Consider the following 20,797-nt stretch of genomic DNA (forward strand, 5'->3'; position numbering starts at 1 on the left):
GATTCCTTTTCGCAGCTTCAATTCAAAAATGGCTTGAGTTGAGAAACATCGGCCCGAAGGTTGATGATGAATTGGCCAGAGCCGCCATAGGGTACGGCCTTAATGGTGTGTTTGCGCACTATGGCTTGGTCATTAAGCGAGGAATTGAAATCCCATAGGTCGGGACGATAGACAAACTCAAAGCCGCCTTTGAATTGCTCCCAGAACGTTTCGGATTCTGTCGCATTGGTGTTTCGAACGTCCTGTATATCGACCGCATGAAGATTAAAGCCGACATACATGCCAATATTGACCATCCCATGAGCGGAAGAGTTTTCGTCCCACACGATCTGGGAAGGATCGATCACATAAACCGAGTCGGTCAACATCAGTGGCATGTCGAGCGAGATGTCTTTCAAATTGCGGACCGTGTTGTCCTCGGGAACCCATAGGTCCTGCGGCCCTGAATAGGTGCAATTATCTGCACGGGACACAGTGACCGCCAGACCACATCCTTCCCATTTGTAGGAGACACCGCCGCGGTCAAAGCCACCCGAAATACGGTAGTCATAGGCTTGGTAACTGGCATTGGTTCCGCGCGAGGACGAAAAGTTCCCGCCCAAGGATTCAAGGCTTAGGTCGAATCCAACTGTTTGGTCGGAGCTCACTCCCGCATCTGTCACGCTGTTGATATTGGCAGGGGAATGTCGAATCGCCTGAGCACCAGTAAGCCACATACCAACGTTGGCACCGGCAAGATAGTAAGTGTTTTCAGTATCGGTGATCTGCGGCTTAAGTCCATTTTCAAGGATGCTAAGGCTCGTGCCGTCCGACGTCTTTACGCGGACATAAAGCTTTCCGTTTTCCGCCCAGGCATACACCTCGGGACGCAGTTGCAATTGGACATTGAAATTACCGCCATCCTTTGATTGGAAGGGGCCTTTGACGAACGCCGGATAGGGTGTCACATCATAGTTGAACCGCACACCATGGACGTCGGGGATCGGCTCTTCCGCTGGATTGACCCCAAGACGCATGACCATCTGGTCGCTTCCGTTTCCGCCGCTCGATATCCAAGGTTGGCGCGCCCGATCAATACGAGCCTTCTCTTCAGCTTCCAGAGCGGCACGCTTTTCTTCCGAAATGCTGCGCTCAAGTTCATTGATGTTATCATTCAACTCGGAGAAGGCAGGCGCCAGATCTTGCATGACACCCATCAGTTCGCGCATATCCCGGACAGTATGCGCAAACCAAACGCCTTGATAAGCGGCGGACACTTCCCCGGCCAAGACCGACAGTCCGCCATCTTTGCCGGAAAGGTATAGCGAAGGGTTGGACACTGGATGAAATGACACAAGATCCCCGCGGGGTTCTTTGGTCCACTGGCCCAGCTCCGAATTTAGGCCTTCGGGGCCAAATCGGACCTGCGCCCCGCCAGATGCACCCCGGTCAATGTAAAGCGCTTTGTCAGGGAATTGGACATTACGGATAACAAGCCGGTTGGTTCCCTCGATTTCCTCCAGGAACCACGTACCATTGCTGAGATTTTGTTTGATCGGCACGTAGTCGATCTCACCGTGTACGTTGACCATGAGTGCACTTGTTCCAGTTCCCGGCCAAATCATATAGGAGGTAAGCGGGCTTTCAGCCCATGGCCGATCACTAAATGATTGGCGTTGAGGCATTGCGGCAAATTCAGCATTCTGACGCGGCACCGCCTCATCGGCGCTTATCGGTGGCGGTGAGCCGGGACCAACGGCTGGCGCTGCATTCGGATCAACCGTTGGCGGCAATGTTTGCGCGACTTGGCCCTGCTGTTGCGCAGGTGGAAGTTGCGGCTGGGCCTGCTGTTGCGGCGCTTGAATACCCGCGCGGGCCAAAAGCTCTGGGCCAAGAGGAATAGTAATGGTCTGACCAAGCGAACCGGTAATAGTATGGGTCGCCAAAATAGTTTGGCCCGCATAACCGAAGGCAAGCTGGTCTGCAAACTGGGTCTGATAGTCATAGCTCATATTGGGTCCCAGCGTTCCCAATAGCTGGTAGGCGCCGTTGCGAACGACCAGAATGTCGATGGGAACGCCGGTCCGGTTTTCAAACCGATTGACCACAAAACTCTGCTGCTGGCCTTGTGGCGGCAGCAGTTGCGCCAATTGGATCGGCGCGGCGCTCACTGGTTTAGTGTCCGATTCCGAAATATCGCTGGCGATTGCATTGGTGCCGATAACGCCGGCAAGCAAGCCTAACGCAGAAACTGTCGTGCAGGCGATCAATTTGGTTTGAAGAGAGGTGAGCCGTCGAGCCATCGTGTTTCGTTCCCTTAATAACGCAAATTGCTCACAAGTTACCAAAATGAAGATGACTGGAAGGAAGCACTCGGATGTTCAACCTACGCGCTTAATAATCCAGAATGCACCTTTTGCTCCAAACAGATTGAGCATTGCGTGGCACAACAAATTGGTCTGCGAAAAGCGTGTTGCTGATACAAAATGCATTGACATTCGCTTTACGTAGATGTCGATCTAGGCAGTACAATATGAACGGGTGCTGAATGTCAAATTCATGTTGCATTCAAAAAACCTATGACTTTAAATGTTATCAATAGCGCGCTGGTACCATCATATTAGTGCAGCCAAAACAGTGATTTGCAAAGTCAAATATTTGAGTGGGAGGCATCAGATGTCTAACGGACATGGTTCCAAAAAAGCGCTTGTCGGTGCGTGTCTTTTTGTATTCATCTCGGGCACGGCGATGGCACAAAACAACAGTTATGGTCAGCAACTCCAAGGCCAGCCTTTACAAGGTCAACCCTTGCAGGGCCAGCCTCTACAAGGTCAACCACCGCAGGGCCAACCGTTGCAAGGCCAGCAAGGTAATCAACAGCAAGCACAGCAAGTCCAGTTACGGGCCGTTAACGCGTTCAATGAGGCCGTCGACGTATATCGCGTCAACCCTTCGACCAATCAGCCCGAACCCATAGGGCAGATTGCGCCAGGACAAAGCCGGGACCTCACAACCGCCACCGGTGCATCTTGGATTTTCGGCATCAATCGCACACCGGTTATGAATTACCGGATTCAGCCTGGTGCCTATCAAGAAATAACAATTGCCCCGCAGGGCCAGCAACGATCACCGCTTATTCTCGCTCAGCCGCCGGTAGCCGGTGGACAAGCGTTGCAGGGCCAGCAGGCACCGCAAGTTTCATCCATACCGCCCGGGTTGGCGACATCGACCTTGACGATGGACTCCTGCATGGCCGGCGCGCTTACTGATCAGGCGATGCGGGAGATCTGTGCATATCTTGATGTCCTAAAAGCCTCCAACCCTCTTGCCTATCAGCTTTATGAGCAGCAGGCCTTGGCCCGCCGCCAAGTTAATCCCCAGCAAGGGCAAGGTAACAAGAATTTCTCAAATCAAAATCTAAATCCCGCTCCGCCAATCCAGCAACAGGGTAATTTCCCAGAAGCAGCTTCTTGGGGCGGCATTGTTCGTAGCGGTCCGACCATGGAGTCGCAACGCCTCGATAGTCTTTCGGAAGGAGAGCCGATCACGCTTTTACAAAACACGGGCGTTGATATGGGCGGCTACCCTTGGTTTCAAATCCGCTATCGCGATGGGCGCGGCGGCTATCAATGGGGTGGAATTATTTGCGGTCGCTCGCAGCTAATTCCAGGCACATATGAAACCTGTCGCTAACCAATGAAGAGGCTCTCCATGACTTTCGTTTTGTCAAAACTCATCAAGTCAGCGATTGCCACTTCAGCCGCGGGCTTGATTGTGAGCGCAAACATGATGGCGCCCAGCCAAGCTCTTTCCTTGGTGGCTCCGCCTGGTTGGCAAGTGTCCGGTGAAGGCACCGATGTGAAGGCTTATTATTGCCAAAACAACAGCTGCGCAGGGTTGGAACTCATCTGCACCGGATACGGTGTCCCTGCCATCATGCGCGCGACAGGTCTGGCCAGATCAGTGCATTTACCAGGTGGTACAGAATTGACCATTGAGGTGGATAACGTGCCTTACTCTTTCGCGACCACTATGGGATTTGTTGAGGGAAACGGAATCGTACCGCAGTTTCAGCTAAAAGGCAGCGAACCGATTGTGGAAGCGCTGTCGTCTGGACATGAAGCACGCCTTACAATGAATGAGCGCGAAGCATTTATCAGCTTGGAAGGTTCACGCAAAGCCTTGCAAACTTTTGGCAGGGAGTGCGGCTGGGACGGCTTTCAAAGCTTTCCAAGCGTGCACGAGCAGCGCGCGGCAAATCTTGCCCAAGCCGCGTCTTTGCCAAACGGGTCTCGCTTGAGCCCCTACCAGTACGGCACCCCGACCGAGCAAGTGTTGCAATGCGCCGACTATCCACCGCTCAATGGCCAAGTCGTCCGGCTCAATCAACAGTTCGCCAATTCTGGCGATGTTATGATCCAGTTTCCTGATTTTGAGGATGGTTCGCGTTCGTTTTCACCGCCGCTCATGTCGTCCATGACGCCGTTTGGCGATACGTTCACAGACAGAGAAGCGCTGCAAGGCGGCTATGTCAGCGATTGGGAAATCGTTATCAACGAGCTCGGTGACGGATCGACAGTTTGGGATATGATGGTGCCTGACTATGGCTCAATCAGCTGCCAAACGCGCCGGCTCTAGTTTTCTGCAAACACAATAATATCATCGTGGAGAGTTAGCTGGGGTTTCGAACATCGAAGTCCAGCTGGACACCCGCAAGAACTGGGTGATTTCGACCGCGCTCTCACTGGTTGGATGGGGAATTGGGGGTTTGTCGTTGAGAGGTGTCGGCTATGGCTTGTTGATTTCCACTCAGAATTGAGCCCTATGGCCGCGCCTTGCGAAGCATTCGATGGAACCGGTGGCACCACGGCCGATCCCGGCATGCTCGCTGGTAGCGTCGCCTTAACTGGGGTCGGGACAGAAATAGCCGCGATGGGGCCTGTCTATGCCGCGGTCGCCAAGGCGATTTCGCGCCACGTATTCATGGTGGCGTTTCGCAGTTTGCGATGTTCAGCAGCGCTCTTCCGGTCGCGGTGAAGACGGAAGAGGTTGGCGATCTGGCCATGAACGGAGACAAAGCGCTGGCATTGTCCTGCCGACTTAAACCGGATCATACCTCGTTCTCGTCGTCGCACAACCAGATGCGAATTCTCCGCCCGGTTATTCAAACCCTTATGCGAACGATGCTCGACACCGGGCATGATTTTCCTTTTGGCTGCGTCGTAGGATCTGAGCTTGTCAGTGATCATGACACGCGGCGTGACGCACTGGCCCTTCAGTAGCTTTCGCATCAGCCGAAGGGCCGCCTTCTTGTTCCGGCGGCTCTGAATCAGGGCATCGAGAACATAACCATCTGCGTCGACGGCGCGCCACAGCCAGTATTTCTTGCCCTTGATGGCAACGACCATCTCGTCCAGATGCCATTTGTCGGCAAAACTTCCCCTCGAACGCCGCCGGATGGACCGGGCATAGTGCTGGCCAAACTTGCCAGCCCATTCCGCGACAGTCTGGAACGAGACTTCAATGCCGCGTTCAGCCAGCAAATCTTCGACATGACGCAAGCTCAGCGGAAAGCGGAAGTAGAGCCACACCGCATGCGCTATGATCTCAGCAGGAAAACGATGACGCTTATAGCGCAGCGTCGTTACATCGGGCGTCGGGTTCGGGTTCGGGTTCATGCCGTTAAATACCGACGCAAATGTTAAGGCGACGCTACCTAGCAACTGTATCAAAGACCGAAATCCATCCATTAAGTGATCCATGCACCAACGCTACGTCGAAGATCTTGGCATCCGACACGCATATATCAAACTCGGCACACCGCAGCTGAATGGCAAGGTCGAGCGGTCGCACAGATCGGACGGCCAAGAATTCTATCAACTCCTCAGCTACAAAGCCGACGTCGATCTCGAAATAAAGCTGAGCGAATGGGAGCGCTTTTATAATTTCCATAGGCCGCACGGCGCGCTCAACGGCAACACGCCTTACGAAGCCCTCAGAGAAAAGCTATAAATAGCAATCGAGATGTCCCACGGGTAACCGCATCATACAAAGCACGCGGCTCGCAGCTTCGATGCAATCAGCTCGGCACTCGGCGAGATTGTAAGCCGATACACCGTCATCGAATGCTAAAACTTCTTCAAGGCAGCGGGATATGAGGCACAATAGATGCAACACGCTACAGGACCTTGCGTGCGTAGATCACTGACAACCTGCTAACCAAAGCGCCTATCACATTCAGCCATTGATGGCCTGCCAAACCTTGTTGGAGGTGAACGGCATCTGGAGGGCCGCTTTGTCGGCCTTTCCTCGAAGTGCGTGATGAATCGCATTGAAGGTGGCGGCTAGGGCGCCGGTCAGACCGGCTTCGCCGACCCCCTTGACGCCCAGGACATTGCGTGGCGACGGGCTGCCTTGGAATTCCACCGTGAGGTTGGGGACATCCAGCGCCCGGGGCATCCGGTAGTCCATGAAGCTGGCACTGAGTAATTGGCCGCTGTCGTCGAAGGCAGCCATCTCGCCAAGCGCTTCGCCCAACCCCTGCACGATCCCGCCTTGGATCTGAGCCTCGGCGAGCTGTTCGGAAAGCACCGTCCCGCAATCGTCAACCGCAGTGTATCGCACGACCTCGATCTCGCCGGTTGCAGGGTCGATCTCGATCTCTGCCACATGAGCGCCAGAGGGGTAAGTCTCGTGGCGATCCGCGGTGCCTATGTAGGCAAACTTACCCTTCTGCTGGACACCGGTCGCGAGCACATCTTCGAGAGAGCACACATTCCCGCCAGCCACCCGAAAGACGCCGTCCTCGAGATGCATGCCGTTCGACGCCAGACCTGCCACGTCGGCGGCAATTCCCGTCAGTTCCGTTCGGGCCGCCTCGCATGCTCGTGCAATGGCGGTCCCGATAATCGAGGCCGACCGCGAGGCGAATGCACCGGCACCGGCAAGACCCGATTGGCCGTTGTCATAGAGGATGGAAACATCCTGCGGACGACAGCCGAGATGGTCGGCAACCAACTGCGAGAAAACCGTGGTTGGACCCTGGCCCGAAGAGTGCCCGAGGATCCTGCAGTCGATCCGAAGTTTCGAATCGTCCCCAATGTAGAGCGCTAGCTTTACCTGATCCTGAGGCACCGGGCCGCCACCGGCAATTTCTACAAAGACTGCCATGCCGATGCCGCGCAGCTTGCCCTCTCGCTGTGAAGCCTGCCGCCGGTGCTCGAATTCGTCCCACTGCGAGAGTTCCGCAGCACGCCGCATGAGGTCGTGGTAATCGCCGGAATCATATTCCGAGGCGAGCGGGGTCTTCCAGGGCATAGCGGATGCAGGAACCAGATTGACTTCGCGAAGGGTTAGGCGGTCAAACCCGGTCGTCATGGCTGCCTTGTCGACCAGTCTTTCAACCAGGCAGGCAATGTCCGGACGGCCGGCTCCGCGATACGGACCCGTGGGCACCGCGTTGGTGTAACGCTGGACAACCCGCATCCGGGCAACAGGAATCTGATAGGCTCCTGTGATACAGGGCGCCGGATTCTTCAGATTGATGAGCGCGCCGACGGGTGTCGCATACGCGCCGAGATCGGCCTCGTAGATCACATCGATAGCGACAAAGCGGCCGTTATCGTCCAGGGCGAGTTTGCCCGTGAGGCGATTTCCTCGGCCTTGGGCATCAGACATGAAACCCTCGACACGCTGACCCTGCCAAGCCAGCGTGTCACCGATCCGTTCTGCGGCCGCCATCAGGAGTGCATGTTCGGGATAGGGCGCGCCGCGCGCACCGAAAGCACCGCCGACATCCACGCTTTCGACGGCAACCGATTTCTCCGCCACGCCCAGAACTGCGGCAAGCACCGTCTGCATTTCCGGCACCCCCTGGTGCGGCGCCCAGAGATGATACCGACCGGTGACCGGATCATGAGTTGCAATGGCGCTGCGCGGCTCCATCGGATTGGCAACCACCCGAGGCAGCTCGACAGCAGCTTCGACGATGCAGGCGGCCTGCGAAAAGCGATCTGTGAGTTCAGCCTCATGACCGAAGCCCACATCCATCGCCAGATTGCCGGGTATTCCATCATGGAGATCGACCGCATCGGCGGCAGGATCCCAGCCGATAACCGGCGGAAGCTCGTCATAGTCGATCATCACCATTTCCGCAGCGGCCTCTGCACCAGCGCGGGTCCGTGCGATCACCAACGCAACAATCTCGCCAACAAATCGCACGCGGTCAGCGGCTATGGCCGGCCGGGGTGCCGGCTTGAAGCCACCGTTGCCAACAAGCGGATGGAAAGCACTGGCCGGAAAGGAATTGAGGTCCGGAAAATCATCGGCAGTGAAAACCGCGATCACCTCCGGCTGATCAGCGGCATCTCCCGTATCGATCCCGGTGATCCTTGCATGGGCCACGGGCGATCTGACGAAGCTCACATGCATGGCTTCGGGGCGGGAGGCAATCAGATCGTCGGTGTAGTTTCCGTTGCCCTGGACAAGTCTGTTGAACTCGTCTTTTGCCTTCATGTCTCAAGACCGAAGAAATCTATGGCGACTTTCGAGGAGATGGTTGCCTTCTCATCATCACTCAGCCCTTGGCAGGCGTTGAGAAGGCCAAGCGGATCCGTGTCTCCCATGTCGAACGGGTAGTCACTGCCAAGCATGACACGGTCGGCGCCAACGGTCCGGACCAGTGTTTCGATGTGGTCGGTACGGTAGACGCAGGTGTCAAAATAGATGCGGCGCAAATAGGTTGAGGGCGCGGACGGGGTCAGCCGGTTGACCTCGGGGCGCACTTTCCAGGCATGGTCGAAACGACCGATGTAAAACGGCGCAAACCCTCCGCCGTGAGCGATATAGACCTTCAATTTGGGAAACCGGTCAAGAACCCCGCCGAAGACCAGATGGTTGAAGGCCAGAAGTTCTTCGAGCGGCTGGGCGACCGAATTGACCATGAAGAAGGGCGTCAGGCGTTCACCATTTGAAAAGCCCAGCGGATGGATCATCAGGCCGGCGCCGGCAGCTTCCAGTGCCGCGTAGATCGGATCAAGCGAGGCGTCAGAGAGTTCCCGCTCCATCACCCGGCTGTCGATCTGGAAGACGCGGAGGCCAAGCTCGCGTGTGGCGCGTGTTATCTCGGCTACGGCTGCATCGGGATCTGTCATGGGCAACGTGCCGATGCCCGCAAAGCGGTCGGGCGCCCTGGCGACGAGTTCGGCGACATGGTCGTTCTGGAGCGCCGAGATTTCGGCCAGCAATTTGGGCTCGGCCCAATAGTGTTGCTGGCCCGGAGCCGGGGCGATCACCTGGCGGTCGATGCCCATCCGCGCCATGTCGGCAAGCCGGCGCTCAACCTGGTTGAACATGATCTTGAGCTCGGGGAACTGGGTATGATCCTGTTCCTTGCTTTCAGGTGACATGTCGCGCTGGTACGGCACGCTGTCGGGCTTGATCGTGCCGGCCACCTTTTCATTGACGGCGGGACAGAGCGTGTGGGTGTGTGCATCGATGATCATTTCGCCACCACCGGCTGGAATGTCCAGTTCTGCACAATTTCACTGCCTGCCTGACGCAGGATGACGGACATCGGGCAGCGTTGTTCGAGTTCGACCTTGAAATCCTCGAGCGTTGCCGAATCCATATCGGTTTTCGCCGTTATATCGAGCTCGATCTTCGGAAACGGCACCGGCACATCCGCCTCCTTGTCGATGCCGCGGTGATCGAGCAGCCCGTGGCAGCTCATTTTCGCAAACTCCAGGGTGACGCCGCGCTCATGGGCGATGCGCGCTGCAATCACATGGGTGCAGCTCATCAGGGCGCCGAGCATGGTTTCAAGCGGCGTCGGGCCGACATCGGTCCCATGCCGGTAGGGAGGTTCGTCAATCACGAAGGAATGATTGCGCGTCCGGATTTCCGTCAGGCTCATGGTCGGGCAATGCGCTTCAAGCCGGACACTGATCAGGGGCTTCTTTTTAATTTCCATACTTCAACTCCATTGTCTGGAACGCAGCCAGAGGCACGTAGAGGAGCTGCGCGCCGCGTGCCTTCCACATCTCGGCCGCCGCCTTCGTGAGGGCCGGCAAACCAAAAGCCTTGCCGGCGGCGGATAGCCTCCTGGCGACGCGGTCGACGGCGGCGACCACTTCGGGGTGCGTCGGCTGGCCGGGATGCCCCATGGCCGTTGCAAGGTCGTTGGGGCCGATAAGAAAGGCCGAGACTTCGTCAACCCGCATCAGGGCTTCAAGGCAGTCCACCGCTTCCACAGTTTCGACTTGCGCAATCACGCCCACATTCTCAGAACCGATATGCGCCATGCAATCCTTGAGGCTTTGCTCGGTAGTCACCTGCGGCAGGACCAGCACATCGGGTTTGGCAGACAAGGCCGCGCCGATGGCCACGGGTCCAAGTCCGTCCGTACGGATCATCGAGATCAGGCGCCGGTCTTTGGCGTCCTCCACCATCTTGGCGGATCGCACCATGCCGAGCCCTGTGCCCTCACAATCGATGAACAGTGCGTTGGCGCCATCCATCGCGTCAGGCACCGGCGAAAGGCCCGGATTGACCGCAACCAGAAGGGTGCCGTTTTCGATGCTCGCGTCGAATGCCGCTGACAAATCCTAGCCTTCCGATCCGAACCCCAGATCCTGCAGGGTGTAGATTTCCTCGTTGGTCATGGTCCAGCCGAACGCCGTGCGAATGCAGAGCAATCCGGCATCGTGAAGTTCCGGCGCGTCCATCGTCTGCACGCAGTCGCTGGCAACAATGACCGCATAGTCGCGGACATTGGCCGCTGTCACCGTGGCCAGCACACAGGAATTGGTGTTCACCCCGGTGATGATGAGCGTGTTGATGCCATGCGCCCGCAGATGAAAATCAAGATCCGTTCCCAAAAAGCAGTCATAGCGCTTCTTGGTGTCAACAACGCGGTCCTCCGGCTCACGAAGCTGGGGCATGACCGTGCATCCGGGCATGCCGTCAAGATTGTGCCTGAGCACGTTCTTTCGCGTGTTGCCCGGATCTTCGGCCCGCGTGCGCCAGAAAGCGTTTGCACGGATTTCCTGAGCGTCCCGGTAGCGGGTCACAAGATGGATGACGGGAATACCGGCCGCGCGGGCACGGTCCATCAGCGCCTTGTTGGCAGCGATCACCGCGTCCGCCACATCTGCCGCAACCGGCATGGTCGCGACTTCCGGATCCAGATGACCGCGATGACAGTCGATCGCGATCACGGCGGCCTTTGGAGTATCGACACCAAAATTCATGCTTGTCGCGGTCATATCAGCGGGTTCCATCCGGTCTTGAGCAACGCTTGCTGGTCGATTCCGAACACGTCAGCGAGCCAGTCGTTGAGGATTTCCTGACCGATTGTGGGATTGTCGTGCTGGCAATGTTCTGCGCCCGTCTCGTCGGGCTGGAGCAGCCGCAGGGTCGAGTTGATCCCCTTTTCGACCGCATGTTCGTGAACCTGTGTCGCAGCAGAAACGGTCAGCACGTCATGCCCGCCATGCAGGACGAGAAGCGGGCATTGCATGTGTTCGAGATGACCTTCGAGGGCGAAATCCCGTGACCTTTCGAGGGCGACGGCCATGGTGTCTTCGCCCATCACCCATTTGATGTGCATGGCGAGACCGAAGCTCTCGTCCTTGTCACCCCACATTTCGTGAACTGACCAGATCGCTCCATGCGCCACGCAGGCGGCAAGGCGGTGTTCGTAACAGGCGGCGCGCGCCGCATAGTAGCCGCCCATGGACGAGCCGCAACAGGCAATCCTGTCCGGGTCCACGTCATCGCGCTCAAGCAGCCAGTCTATGCAGGCGCCAACCGGAACCTCGGTGTCGTGCCGGGCTGCCAGTCCGTGACGGCGGAGCGTGCCTCCCTGGCCGGGAAGATCGACCATCAGAACAGATATCCCGCGCTGCAATGCGCCATGCGCCTGCATGAACCACATCTCGTCCTTGATTGAATCCAGGCCACCAAAGCAGATCAGCACCGGCATCTTGTCGCCGGGATGGGGTGTCCTGATGAAATAGCCGCAGATAGGCTTTCCCGGCTCATAGGGAATGTCGACCACTTCACCGGGGGGATTGAGATAGCTGATGAACTTGTGGCTGCAGGCCTCCATTTTCTCGAATGTCGGCAGCCGGTCGGCTGCGTCGGGCTCCAGATAGAACTCGGCCTGACGGTAATAATCAGCGGCGCGCAGAAAGCAGTTCATCGCTGTGCGAATGTGGCCCCTGCCCTCGGCCTCCAGTCCGCGTTCCCAGTTCTGGTCGGCAACGCGCATCCACTCGCGGTTCCAGCTGTCATAATCTCCCGGAATCATCCGGCTCGCGGCCAGAAAGCACTCCGAGACCGCGCCGCCGCCTTCCTGGGTTTCGCCAAGCCCGCGACGAAACTGATAGGTCAGCCAGGGATGCTCGGGCCAGTGATGCCAGCCCATGGGTTCGTAATGCGGATTGAGATTGTCACTGACGATATCGATCGCATTCTCCGGGACCGGGTTGCTCATGAGATGCTCCTGTCTGTTGGGGTGCGCGTGTGCCAGTCGGTCTTCAACTGAAAGGCATCGGCGATCTCGATAAGGCTTGCCTCATCATCGGGGCGGCCAACAAGCTGGAATGCAATCGGAAGCCCTTTGGCATCCTCTCCACACGGTGCGACGAGCGCCGGCAGACCAAGGTAGTTTATGCCGCGTGTTGTATGGGTGAGCTTGGCAATGGCCGCGGATACCAACTTTGGGTCACCTTGCGTGGTTTCCTCGATGGTCGGCACTTCACAGGCAATTGCCGGGATGAAAGCAATGTCAGCTCCCTCCATGGCTTCTGCGATCCACTTGCCGCGCAGCGTCGCACGGACCCGCAAGGCGGTCGCGTAGTGGATCCCGGAATAGAACATGCCCGGCTCGAGCCGGTCTCGCACCTGCCGGCCGATGCTGCAATCGGGATCCGTGAAATGCGGCGCAAGCTGTGCCGATGCTTCGACCGCGAGCACGAGATGCGCCATCGTGTTGACAGCCGTCATAGCCGGTCCGGCCGTTTCAACAATGGTTGCGCCTGCACTCTTGAAGGTTTCGATCGCCGCATCCAGGCTGGCCTTTACGGCCGGCGTCACGGTCTCGAAGTAATAGCCCTTCGGCACGGCGATGGTCTTTCCGCTCAGGTCGCCAGTCAGCGGCGGGCGTGCGGTTGCCACTGAGCCCGCAGATGTATCTCGTGGATCAAGTCCAGAAATCAGGTCCAGAACAAGGCCGCAATCCCGTGCGGACCGGGCGAGCGGACCAACACAATCGAGACTCCAGGACAGCGGCCAGACACCGGCGCGGCTGACGCGGTTCGCGGTCGGCTTGATCCCGGTCAGGCCGGACATCGCGGCCGGATGGCGGATTGATCCGCCGGTATCGGTGCCAAGCGCAAACCGCACATAGCCTGCTGCAACCGCGACTGCAGAACCCGAGGACGAGCCGCCAGTCACATGCGCCGGGTTCCAGGGATTGCGCGGATGCTTGGTATGGGCATTGAAGCCTGTCGGGCTCATGGCAAGCTCTGCCATCGCCAGCCGGCCTATATCAATGCCGCCCGCCGCGTCCAGGCGTTCAATCACCGTGGAGGTGTTGTCGGCAATCTGGCCCTTGAAAATCAGGGCCCCGTTCTCGGCTCTGTACCCCTCGCGCTTGAAGAGATCTTTCCGCGCATAGGGCGCCCCGGCGAGAATGCCGCGCTCGGCCGATGGTTTGGCTTCGAGTTTTTCCGCGTCCGCCATCGCCCGGTCAGCTTCGAGCGCAATCACGCCGTGATACGCGTTGTCACGTGCCGAAGCCCGCTCAAGGGCCGCAGCCACTTCCTTTGTTGGACTTGTCTCACCCGATGTCAGCTGCGCGACGAGATCGCAAAGATCGCCGGTTCCGCGCGGGCCGTATCCGATTTCGGATGGGACCGGCGCGGACTTGCCCATTTTGCCGGCCGGCAGCTCCACGGCGTCTGCGGGGACCGATGCAAGCATCCCGTCAACGCTCGAGAGCGTCGCCTCGACCAGCCCGCCATAGAGCGCCCAAGCTTCGGACGTCGGATCGAAACCATGCGCCGCAGGCGCCATTTTGTCTTTGATGCTCATTGTCAACGCCGCTCTATTTCAGGTTCGACTTCGCGGCAAACCAGTCATAAATCTGCTCTCCGGTCCAGAACTCCACGCCCGGCTTGCCTGCCATGTATTCGACGGCTTCCTCAAGATACCGGATGCGGTGCGGAACGCCGCTGATATAGGGGTGGATGGCGAAGGAAAGGAACTTAACCCGCTCGCCGCTTTCGGCGTAAAGCCGGTCGAACTGGTCGATGATCCGGGTCTTGAAGTAGCTGCTTTCATGATGCTGGACGATCATCATCGGGATGTCGTTGAGTTCGACGGTATAGGGCAGCGTGACAAGCGGGCCGTTGTCGGTGCTCAACACGCAGGGTTCATCGTCGAACACAAAATCACCGGTGTATTTGATGCCGTGCTTGGTCATCAGATCGGGCGATGCATATGTTTCCGTTAGGCCTGGTCCAAGCCAGCCCACCGGCCGTTTTCCGGTGAACTTCTCGCATACATCCAGCGAGCGCACCATGTTCTCTTCTTCATTCTCAAGCGCATGGGTGGGCATCTGAACATAGGAATGGCCCATGAATTCCCAGCCGGCGTCCCTGGCCGAGGCGGCCGCCTGTTCGTAACGCTCGCAGACATTGGCGTTGATCGACAGCGTCGGGGTGATGTTCATGCGGTCAAACAGCGCCTTTAAGCGCCAGTAACCCACGCGCATTCCGTACTCGTGCCATGACCAGTTGGGAATATCGGGCTGTACCGAGACGCCGGTTGGCGCCGGCAGAACCTGGCGAGCCATCGCCCGCTGGATTTCCCACACTTCAAGATTGACGATCGGCCAGACGACCAGTTTGGTCTCACCGTCGAACTTGAGCGGCGGACGGTCAACAATCGCTGAATAGAGTATCCTCTCTTCGGGCGTCTTGGACATCTGGATCCCTTCTACAATTTCCATTGGCACTTAACTGATCATGTTCATCTCAGAAATTTGAACGATAATCAACTCACTTGAACAACAAGAAAGTTGTTCGGCGCGGATTTTTCAGCTACGGACGGAAAGGTTGTCCACAAGGGGATAAAGAGATGGCGTCCGAGCAACAGCGCAAGAAAATCGATACGGCGGCATCCGAAACGGATCATAATGATGTGCTGATCGGAGCCCGGCTCCGGCACATGCGTATCGCTTCAGGCTTGAAGCTGAAGGACGTAGCGGCTGCGGCCGACTGCTCCGAAAGCATGCTTTCAAAAGTCGAGACCGGGCATGTCAGCCCCTCGATCAACATGCTGCACAGGATTACAAAGGTCCTGAACGTTAATATTTCCGGGCTTTTTGCACCGGTGGAAGAGACCTCACGGTTTATTCAGCGCCAGGGCACACGGTCAGTCCTAAGCGAAAGCTATATGCGGCACGGCCCCGGTCTCGCCTTGGAAAGGCTCACTCCCTACGAGATCCACGGCCATCTTCAGGGCCAGCTGCACGTAATTGCACCGGGCGCTGCCAGCGATGGCGCCATTCAGCACGAAGGCGAAGAAGTGGGCTATGTGGTTGAAGGGTCGCTGGAGCTGACCGTCGGCGATCAGACGGTGCTCCTGGGCGCCGGAGATTCGTTCTTTTTTGATTCAAGCAGGCCACATTCCTATCGCAACCCCGGGAAAGTCGTAGCACGGGTTGTCTGGGTGAATTCCCCGCCCTCCTACTAGACGATTGATTTTATTAGAGTCACGAAGCATCGTGACCTGCCATGCATACATGTTCCGTTCCGCGACAGGGGACCCTGCCGACGGAGCAAAGAAACCGATTTCTTTTCAATCAAGTCACTTGATTTATATTCATGTCTGTTTACCATGTCCGTCGGTATGAATGATAAAAACCGCCCTTCGGTCGTTCCATTGCCCTGGATGGCCGCAGGTAAAACCAGAGGATGACGACATGAAACATGCCTTGAAGATGACGACTGCCATCACCCTTGTTCTTGTAGCCGGCGCCATCGGCGCACAAGCTGCCGACGTGACGCTGAAGATTGCTCACATTCTTCCCGACGGCGATCCGCGCGACCTTGGCGCCGACAAGATCGTCGAACTCGTCGAGGCGGATGCACGCTGCGATGTCGACGGCCAGGTTTACCCGAGCGGGCAGCTTGGCATGTTCAAGGACATCAACGAGGGCGTCCAGTTCGGCTCTATCGAAATGAGCGTGATGCCCGCGTCCTATATCGTGGGCACCGAGCCGCTTCTCGGTGTTTTCGATTTCCCGTTCTTCTGGCCGAAAGATGTTGATGCCCTGCTGGCGCTTCACAAGTCGCCCGCCATGGCTTCGATGGCGTCGGAGATGGAAAAACACAACATGGTGATGCTCGATGTCTGGCACACCGGTTACAAGCAGTGGACCGCCAACAAGCCCCTGAACACGCTGGAAGCCTATGACGGCCTCGTCTCTCGCGTCATGCCTTCGCCGGTTCTGGCCGAAGAGCAGAAGGCGTTCGGGCTGACCCCGGTCACGATGCCGTTTCCCGAAACCTATTCCGCACTTCAGTCCGGCGCGATCGACGCCCAGGAAAACCCGATCCCAACAAGCTGGAACATGAAGTTCCACGAAGTGCAGTCGCACGTGACCATGACCTATCATGGCAATCTCGATCAGGTCATTCTGGTCAACAAGCCCTGGTGGGATGGCCTCAGCGAAGGCTGCCAGTCGGCAATCAAGGATGCGATGCCTGAGGCTAACAAGATCACGCTGGAGGCCACCATGGCCCAGGAAGAACAGGCGATGAAGGATTTCGAAGCCGCAGGCGTGACAGTCGTCGAACTCACCGACGAAGAACGCGAAGCCATGAAGGCAGCCGTCCTGCCGCCGGTTCTCGATTTCTACGCCAAGACCAACGGTGAACGCGGCGCAGAAATACTCAAGATGTTTGAAGACGAGATGTCCAACTAAGATCAACATCCCGCGAGGCGCCGGCCATGACAGACGAAACCCAACGCCACACCGGTTTTGGCGTGCGCATCATGAATGTCGTGGAAGCCGTCGTCTCGTGGGGATCTGGGCTGGCGCTTCTTGGGGCCACGCTCACCATCTTCTTCAACGCATCCGGTCGATACCTGATTGGATGGTCCTTTCTGGGCGGTGAGGAACTGGCCCGGCTCCTCACCGTCTGGATCACATTTGTGGGAACGTTCGTGCTCGTCCGCCGCGAGGGGCACGTCAACATCGACCTGCTGCTTCGGGCGGTCGGCCCGCAGATGCAACGCTTTTTCCGTGGTGCGGGTGCATTGATCGGCATCCTGGTGATGATCTACCTCGCATCTTCCTCCTATGATCTGACGGCCTTCAGTTTCGGTTCGGGCCAGATGGGAACGACGCTTCCGGTGCCGCGAGGGCTTTTCTTCCTGCCTGTTCTTGTGGGCGCTTTGCTTATGATGGTGGCCTTTGCCGAAATCTTTTGGCGCGCCATCACCGATACACTCCCTCCCTTGGTTGATCTGGGTACAGACGCTGACGAACAGAAAGCGGACATCTGATGCACGTTGCGGTTCTCGTTACCATCGGCCTTCTGACACTTGTCATCGGGGCTCCGATCTTCCTGTCCATCATGGCTGGGACCATCATCACTTTCGAAGCTTACGGGCCGCCAATCCCCTCCATGGTCATTCCGCAGAGAATGGTCGACGGCGTCAACAAGTTCTCGCTGCTCGCCATTCCGCTTTTCATCTTTGCTGCCGACATCATTTCCCGCGGCCAGATCGGCAGCCGGCTGGTCCGCCTTGCCGAGAGCTTTGTCGGACACATCACAGGCGGCCTCGCAATCGCAACAGTTCTCGCATGTGCACTGTTCGGCGCCATGTCCGGCATCGGTCCTGCCGCAGTTGTAAGCATTGGCCCCCTAGTCTATCCGGCGCTGGTCAAACAAGGCTACTCTCGAGGTTTCGCAGTCGGTCTGATCACCACTGCTTCCACACTCGCGATGCTCATTCCGCCGGGGGTCGCGATGATCCTCTATGCCTTGCAGACGAACTCGTCGATTGGAGCAATCTTTCTTGCCGGACTTATGGCGGGGAGCATCTTCACCAGCGTTTTGTGTTGCTATGCCTATGTGTATGCGCGTATGCGCGGCATCAAACCGACCGCCAAGCTGAGCTGGACTGAGCGTTGGAGCGCGACCAAGATCGCTCTCTGGGCGCTCGGGCTTCCTGTCTTTGTTTTGGGTGGCATCTATGGCGGCGCGTTCACGCCGACCGAAGCGGCAGCCTTTGCGTGCGTGTATGCGATCATCGTCGAGTGCATCATTTACCGGTCCATGCCGTTCTCGGACATCTTCCGGGCCGCCAACAGTTCCTCGGCAACGATTGCGGTTCTTCTGATCCTTATCGCCGCCGGAACCGCGCTCACCTATTACCTGACACTCAGCCAGGTCCCGCAGCAGGTAACCGCGCTTCTGTCGGGAGCTTCGACCTATGAAGTGCTGTTGATCATCAATATCGTGTTTCTTTTCAGCGGCATGTTCATCGATCCCAACTCGGCCATTATCGTGCTGACGCCTCTGATCTTTCAGGCGGCCTTGTCAGCGGGTATAGATCCGATCCACCTCGGCGCCATTATTGTCGCCAATGTCGCCTTGGGAATGGTTTCCCCGCCGTTCGGTCTGAACCTGTTTATCGGGATTACCACCTTCAAAGTGAGCTACCGAGAGGTCGTGATGGCGGTGTTGCCGTTCATCGGATTGATGCTCCTGGTTCTGGCAATCATCACCTACATTCCGGCCGTTGTGCTTTGGTTGCCCGGCTTGATGTAGAGCAGAATCGGAAGATTGAAACATGAGCAAGCTACCGGGAAAATCGGACACTGATGGGTAGCGTCGCTTTACTTCATCGTACTTCACGACGTCGCACTGTTTTTCGTGAAGATTTCCAGCTGACGCAGAATGGGAGGCGTCGCCTTAACTGGTTGGTGGGGATCGGGGCATAGTCTATCTGCATGACTGAAGATGCTTCCGCCCAATATAAACGCCACCGCTTTCCAGCCGAGGTCATCGCGCATGCGGTATGGCTCTATTATCGGTTTCCGCTGAGCCTGCGCGACGTTGAAGACCTGCTTGCCGAGCGTGGGATCGAGGTGTCTTTTCAGACTGTCGCCGAATGGGCTAGGAAATTTGGCCTGAAGTTCGCCCGTCAACTTCGTCGGCGGTCCGGCGGCAATTTTGCTGACAAATGGCATCTTGATGAGATGGTCGTTTCCATAAAAGGAAAGAAATACTGGCTGTGGCGCGCCGTCGATGCCAACGGTTACGTTCTCGATGCCCTGCTGCAAAGCCGTAGAAACAAGGGAGCCGCTCTCCGGCTGATGCGCAAACTGCTGAAAAGCCAGGGCGTCACGCCACGCGTGATGGTGACAGACAAGCTGCGCTCCTACTCCGCTGCAAAGCGACAGCTCATGCCGGGTATCGAGCACCGTTCGCACAAAGGGCTCAACAACCGCGTCGAGAATTCTCACCTTCCCGTGCGACGACGAGAGAGACGCATGATGCGGTTCAAGTCGGCACGGCAATGCCAGCGTTTCGTCTCAACCCACGGCCAGATTGCCAATCTTTTCCATCTTCATAGAAAACACATGACCGCTACCGATCATCGCCAACTCCGCGCCCACGCCAGCACCACTTGGCGTGAGATCGCCTTGTCGTTCAAAGCCTGAAATTCATGCCCAGGCAATGATCGCGCGCTGTGCTCGGTTAAGGCGACGCCCCCCGTGCAGTATCTAGCGGTATTACCGCTATTGATACGTCCGAGTGGAAAGAGTTCTAAGTCATGCTTTAATAACGCATCTCAGCCACGCATTGTAAAACCCCTGCTATCCTTTAGAGGGGTTTTACATTTCATGTGGACCTCATTTCGTCAGGTGCGACCGACCCAGACTGAATAGATGGAGTGGTTCTCTGTCCAAAAGCATGGGCGGTCTCAATCGCAGCGGACCCTCACAAGGCATTACCGTGACATCGCCTTCCTATCTGCCCAGCCATCCACCATCAACCGGGAGGATGGTTCCGTGAATAAAGCGCGCAAGATCGCTACACAGGAACGCCACCGGTTCCGCGATTTCTTCGGGCTTGCCCCAACGCGCCGAGGGAACCCTATCCATCAGCGCCTTCTGACGGGCTGAATCGGCCTGCAGCGCCGCGGTGTTGTCGGTGGCGACATATCCGGGTGCGATGCCATTGACGTTGACGCCGCTCGAAGCCCACTCGTTGGCGAAGGCCTTGATGAGTTGCGCCACGGCACCCTTGCTGGCCGCATAGCCCAGGACATTGATGCCGCCCTGATAGCTCAGAACAGAGGCGATGAAGACAACCTTGCCATATCCGCGCTCGACCATGCCGCGGCCAATGGCCTGGGTGAGGATGAACGGGGCATCGCAGTTGACCGCCATCACGGCATCCCAGTCTTCGATCGGGTGTTCGCTGGCCGGCGCGCGGCGGATGATCCCGGCATTGTTGACCAATATCGAAATGTCGCCGCGATTGGCCATCCGGGCCGCGAAGCCAAGCGTTGCGTCCCGGTCTCCCAGGTCGCAGCTCTCGGCAGTGAAATGCCGGCCCGCCGCCCTGACCAGGTGAGCCGTCTCGCCGCCGTCTTCCGGCATCGAGCTTGCAGTGCCGACAATATCGGCTCCGGCGCGGGCCAGAACCGCGCAGATCGCTCTCCCGATCCCCCGGGATGCGCCGGTCACCAACGCGGTCTGTCCTGTCAAGTCGATCGGAAGGGTCAC

The 20,797-nt window shown here is 57.6% G+C and carries 18 protein-coding genes and 1 pseudogene; 8 read left to right on the forward strand and 11 right to left on the reverse strand.

Annotated features, from left to right (window positions below; translation table 11 throughout):
- Positions 1-17: 17 nt before the first annotated feature.
- Positions 18-2,282: a hypothetical protein gene (locus HPDFL43_RS18990; RefSeq protein ID WP_156970338.1), complete on the reverse strand. Its 2,265-nt coding sequence runs from the start codon at positions 2,280-2,282 to the stop codon at positions 18-20.
- A gap of 373 nt (positions 2,283-2,655) precedes the next feature.
- Between HPDFL43_RS18990 and HPDFL43_RS21485 the strand changes: the two genes are divergently transcribed.
- On the forward strand, positions 2,656-3,672 hold the full coding sequence (locus tag HPDFL43_RS21485; protein WP_007199038.1) for an SH3 domain-containing protein: 1,017 nt from the start codon (positions 2,656-2,658) through the stop codon (positions 3,670-3,672).
- A gap of 18 nt (positions 3,673-3,690) precedes the next feature.
- A complete protein-coding gene (locus tag HPDFL43_RS19000) occupies positions 3,691-4,617 on the forward strand; it encodes a hypothetical protein (protein ID WP_156970339.1) in 927 nt (308 codons plus the stop codon).
- Positions 4,618-4,922: 305 nt separating this feature from the next.
- On the opposite strand, the gene HPDFL43_RS19005 is transcribed toward HPDFL43_RS19000, so the two are convergent.
- Positions 4,923-5,657, reverse strand: a complete 735-nt coding sequence (locus HPDFL43_RS19005) for an IS6 family transposase (protein WP_007199040.1) — start codon at positions 5,655-5,657, stop codon at positions 4,923-4,925.
- Between the two features lie 94 nt (positions 5,658-5,751).
- On the opposite strand from HPDFL43_RS19005, the pseudogene HPDFL43_RS19010 reads away from it, so the two are divergent.
- Positions 5,752-5,991, forward strand: a pseudogene (locus tag HPDFL43_RS19010) (integrase core domain-containing protein); the annotation flags it as partial.
- A gap of 225 nt (positions 5,992-6,216) precedes the next feature.
- Here HPDFL43_RS19010 and HPDFL43_RS19015 read toward each other — a convergent pair.
- The 8 genes from HPDFL43_RS19015 to HPDFL43_RS19050 are packed head-to-tail and all read right to left on the reverse strand — an operon-like array spanning position 6,217 to position 14,971.
- Positions 6,217-8,493, reverse strand: coding sequence for a xanthine dehydrogenase family protein molybdopterin-binding subunit (locus HPDFL43_RS19015; protein WP_007199042.1), 2,277 nt, complete (start codon positions 8,491-8,493; stop codon positions 6,217-6,219).
- A complete protein-coding gene (locus HPDFL43_RS19020) occupies positions 8,490-9,482 on the reverse strand; it encodes an amidohydrolase family protein (RefSeq protein ID WP_007199043.1) in 993 nt (330 codons plus the stop codon). Before HPDFL43_RS19020 ends, HPDFL43_RS19015 begins: the two co-directional genes overlap by 4 nt.
- Complete coding sequence (locus tag HPDFL43_RS19025; RefSeq protein ID WP_007199044.1) at positions 9,479-9,949, reverse strand: OsmC family protein; 471 nt, start codon at positions 9,947-9,949, stop codon at positions 9,479-9,481. The genes HPDFL43_RS19020 and HPDFL43_RS19025 overlap by 4 nt, the downstream gene beginning before the upstream one ends.
- On the reverse strand, positions 9,939-10,580 hold the full coding sequence (locus tag HPDFL43_RS21490; RefSeq protein ID WP_007199045.1) for an aldolase/citrate lyase family protein: 642 nt from the start codon (positions 10,578-10,580) through the stop codon (positions 9,939-9,941). The genes HPDFL43_RS19025 and HPDFL43_RS21490 overlap by 11 nt, the downstream gene beginning before the upstream one ends.
- A gap of 3 nt (positions 10,581-10,583) precedes the next feature.
- Positions 10,584-11,243, reverse strand: a complete 660-nt coding sequence (locus tag HPDFL43_RS19035) for a cysteine hydrolase family protein (protein ID WP_040449354.1) — start codon at positions 11,241-11,243, stop codon at positions 10,584-10,586.
- The gene (locus tag HPDFL43_RS21495) at positions 11,240-12,475 is read right to left on the reverse strand and encodes an alpha/beta hydrolase family protein (protein WP_007199047.1); all 1,236 of its coding nucleotides are present in this window, start codon (positions 12,473-12,475) and stop codon (positions 11,240-11,242) included. The genes HPDFL43_RS19035 and HPDFL43_RS21495 overlap by 4 nt, the downstream gene beginning before the upstream one ends.
- Positions 12,472-14,076, reverse strand: coding sequence for an amidase (locus tag HPDFL43_RS19045; RefSeq protein WP_007199048.1), 1,605 nt, complete (start codon positions 14,074-14,076; stop codon positions 12,472-12,474). The genes HPDFL43_RS21495 and HPDFL43_RS19045 overlap by 4 nt, the downstream gene beginning before the upstream one ends.
- 13 nt (positions 14,077-14,089) lie before the next feature.
- Entirely contained in the window at positions 14,090-14,971 is an 882-nt protein-coding gene (locus tag HPDFL43_RS19050) for a polysaccharide deacetylase family protein (protein WP_040450552.1), read from the reverse strand.
- A gap of 77 nt (positions 14,972-15,048) precedes the next feature.
- Here HPDFL43_RS19050 and HPDFL43_RS19055 point away from each other — a divergent pair, with 77 nt between their 5' ends.
- The 5 genes from HPDFL43_RS19055 to HPDFL43_RS19075 all read left to right on the forward strand — a co-directional run bounded on the left by HPDFL43_RS19055 (position 15,049) and on the right by HPDFL43_RS19075 (position 19,726).
- Positions 15,049-15,741 (forward strand): cupin domain-containing protein, encoded by a 693-nt coding sequence (locus HPDFL43_RS19055; RefSeq protein ID WP_156970340.1) that lies wholly within the window; start codon positions 15,049-15,051, stop codon positions 15,739-15,741.
- Between the two features lie 229 nt (positions 15,742-15,970).
- A complete protein-coding gene (locus HPDFL43_RS19060; protein ID WP_007199051.1) occupies positions 15,971-16,975 on the forward strand; it encodes a TRAP transporter substrate-binding protein in 1,005 nt (334 codons plus the stop codon).
- A gap of 26 nt (positions 16,976-17,001) precedes the next feature.
- A complete protein-coding gene (locus HPDFL43_RS19065) occupies positions 17,002-17,559 on the forward strand; it encodes a TRAP transporter small permease (RefSeq protein WP_007199052.1) in 558 nt (185 codons plus the stop codon).
- The gene (locus HPDFL43_RS19070; protein WP_007199053.1) at positions 17,559-18,830 is read left to right on the forward strand and encodes a TRAP transporter large permease; all 1,272 of its coding nucleotides are present in this window, start codon (positions 17,559-17,561) and stop codon (positions 18,828-18,830) included. The genes HPDFL43_RS19065 and HPDFL43_RS19070 overlap by 1 nt, the downstream gene beginning before the upstream one ends.
- 182 nt (positions 18,831-19,012) lie before the next feature.
- The gene (locus HPDFL43_RS19075; protein WP_007199054.1) at positions 19,013-19,726 is read left to right on the forward strand and encodes an IS6 family transposase; all 714 of its coding nucleotides are present in this window, start codon (positions 19,013-19,015) and stop codon (positions 19,724-19,726) included.
- Positions 19,727-20,035: 309 nt separating this feature from the next.
- Here HPDFL43_RS19075 and HPDFL43_RS19080 read toward each other — a convergent pair whose 3' ends face one another.
- Positions 20,036-20,797: an SDR family oxidoreductase gene (locus HPDFL43_RS19080; RefSeq protein WP_007199055.1), complete on the reverse strand. Its 762-nt coding sequence runs from the start codon at positions 20,795-20,797 to the stop codon at positions 20,036-20,038.

This window comes from Hoeflea phototrophica DFL-43 (assembly GCF_000154705.2).
Lineage (GTDB): Bacteria > Pseudomonadota > Alphaproteobacteria > Rhizobiales > Rhizobiaceae > Hoeflea > Hoeflea phototrophica.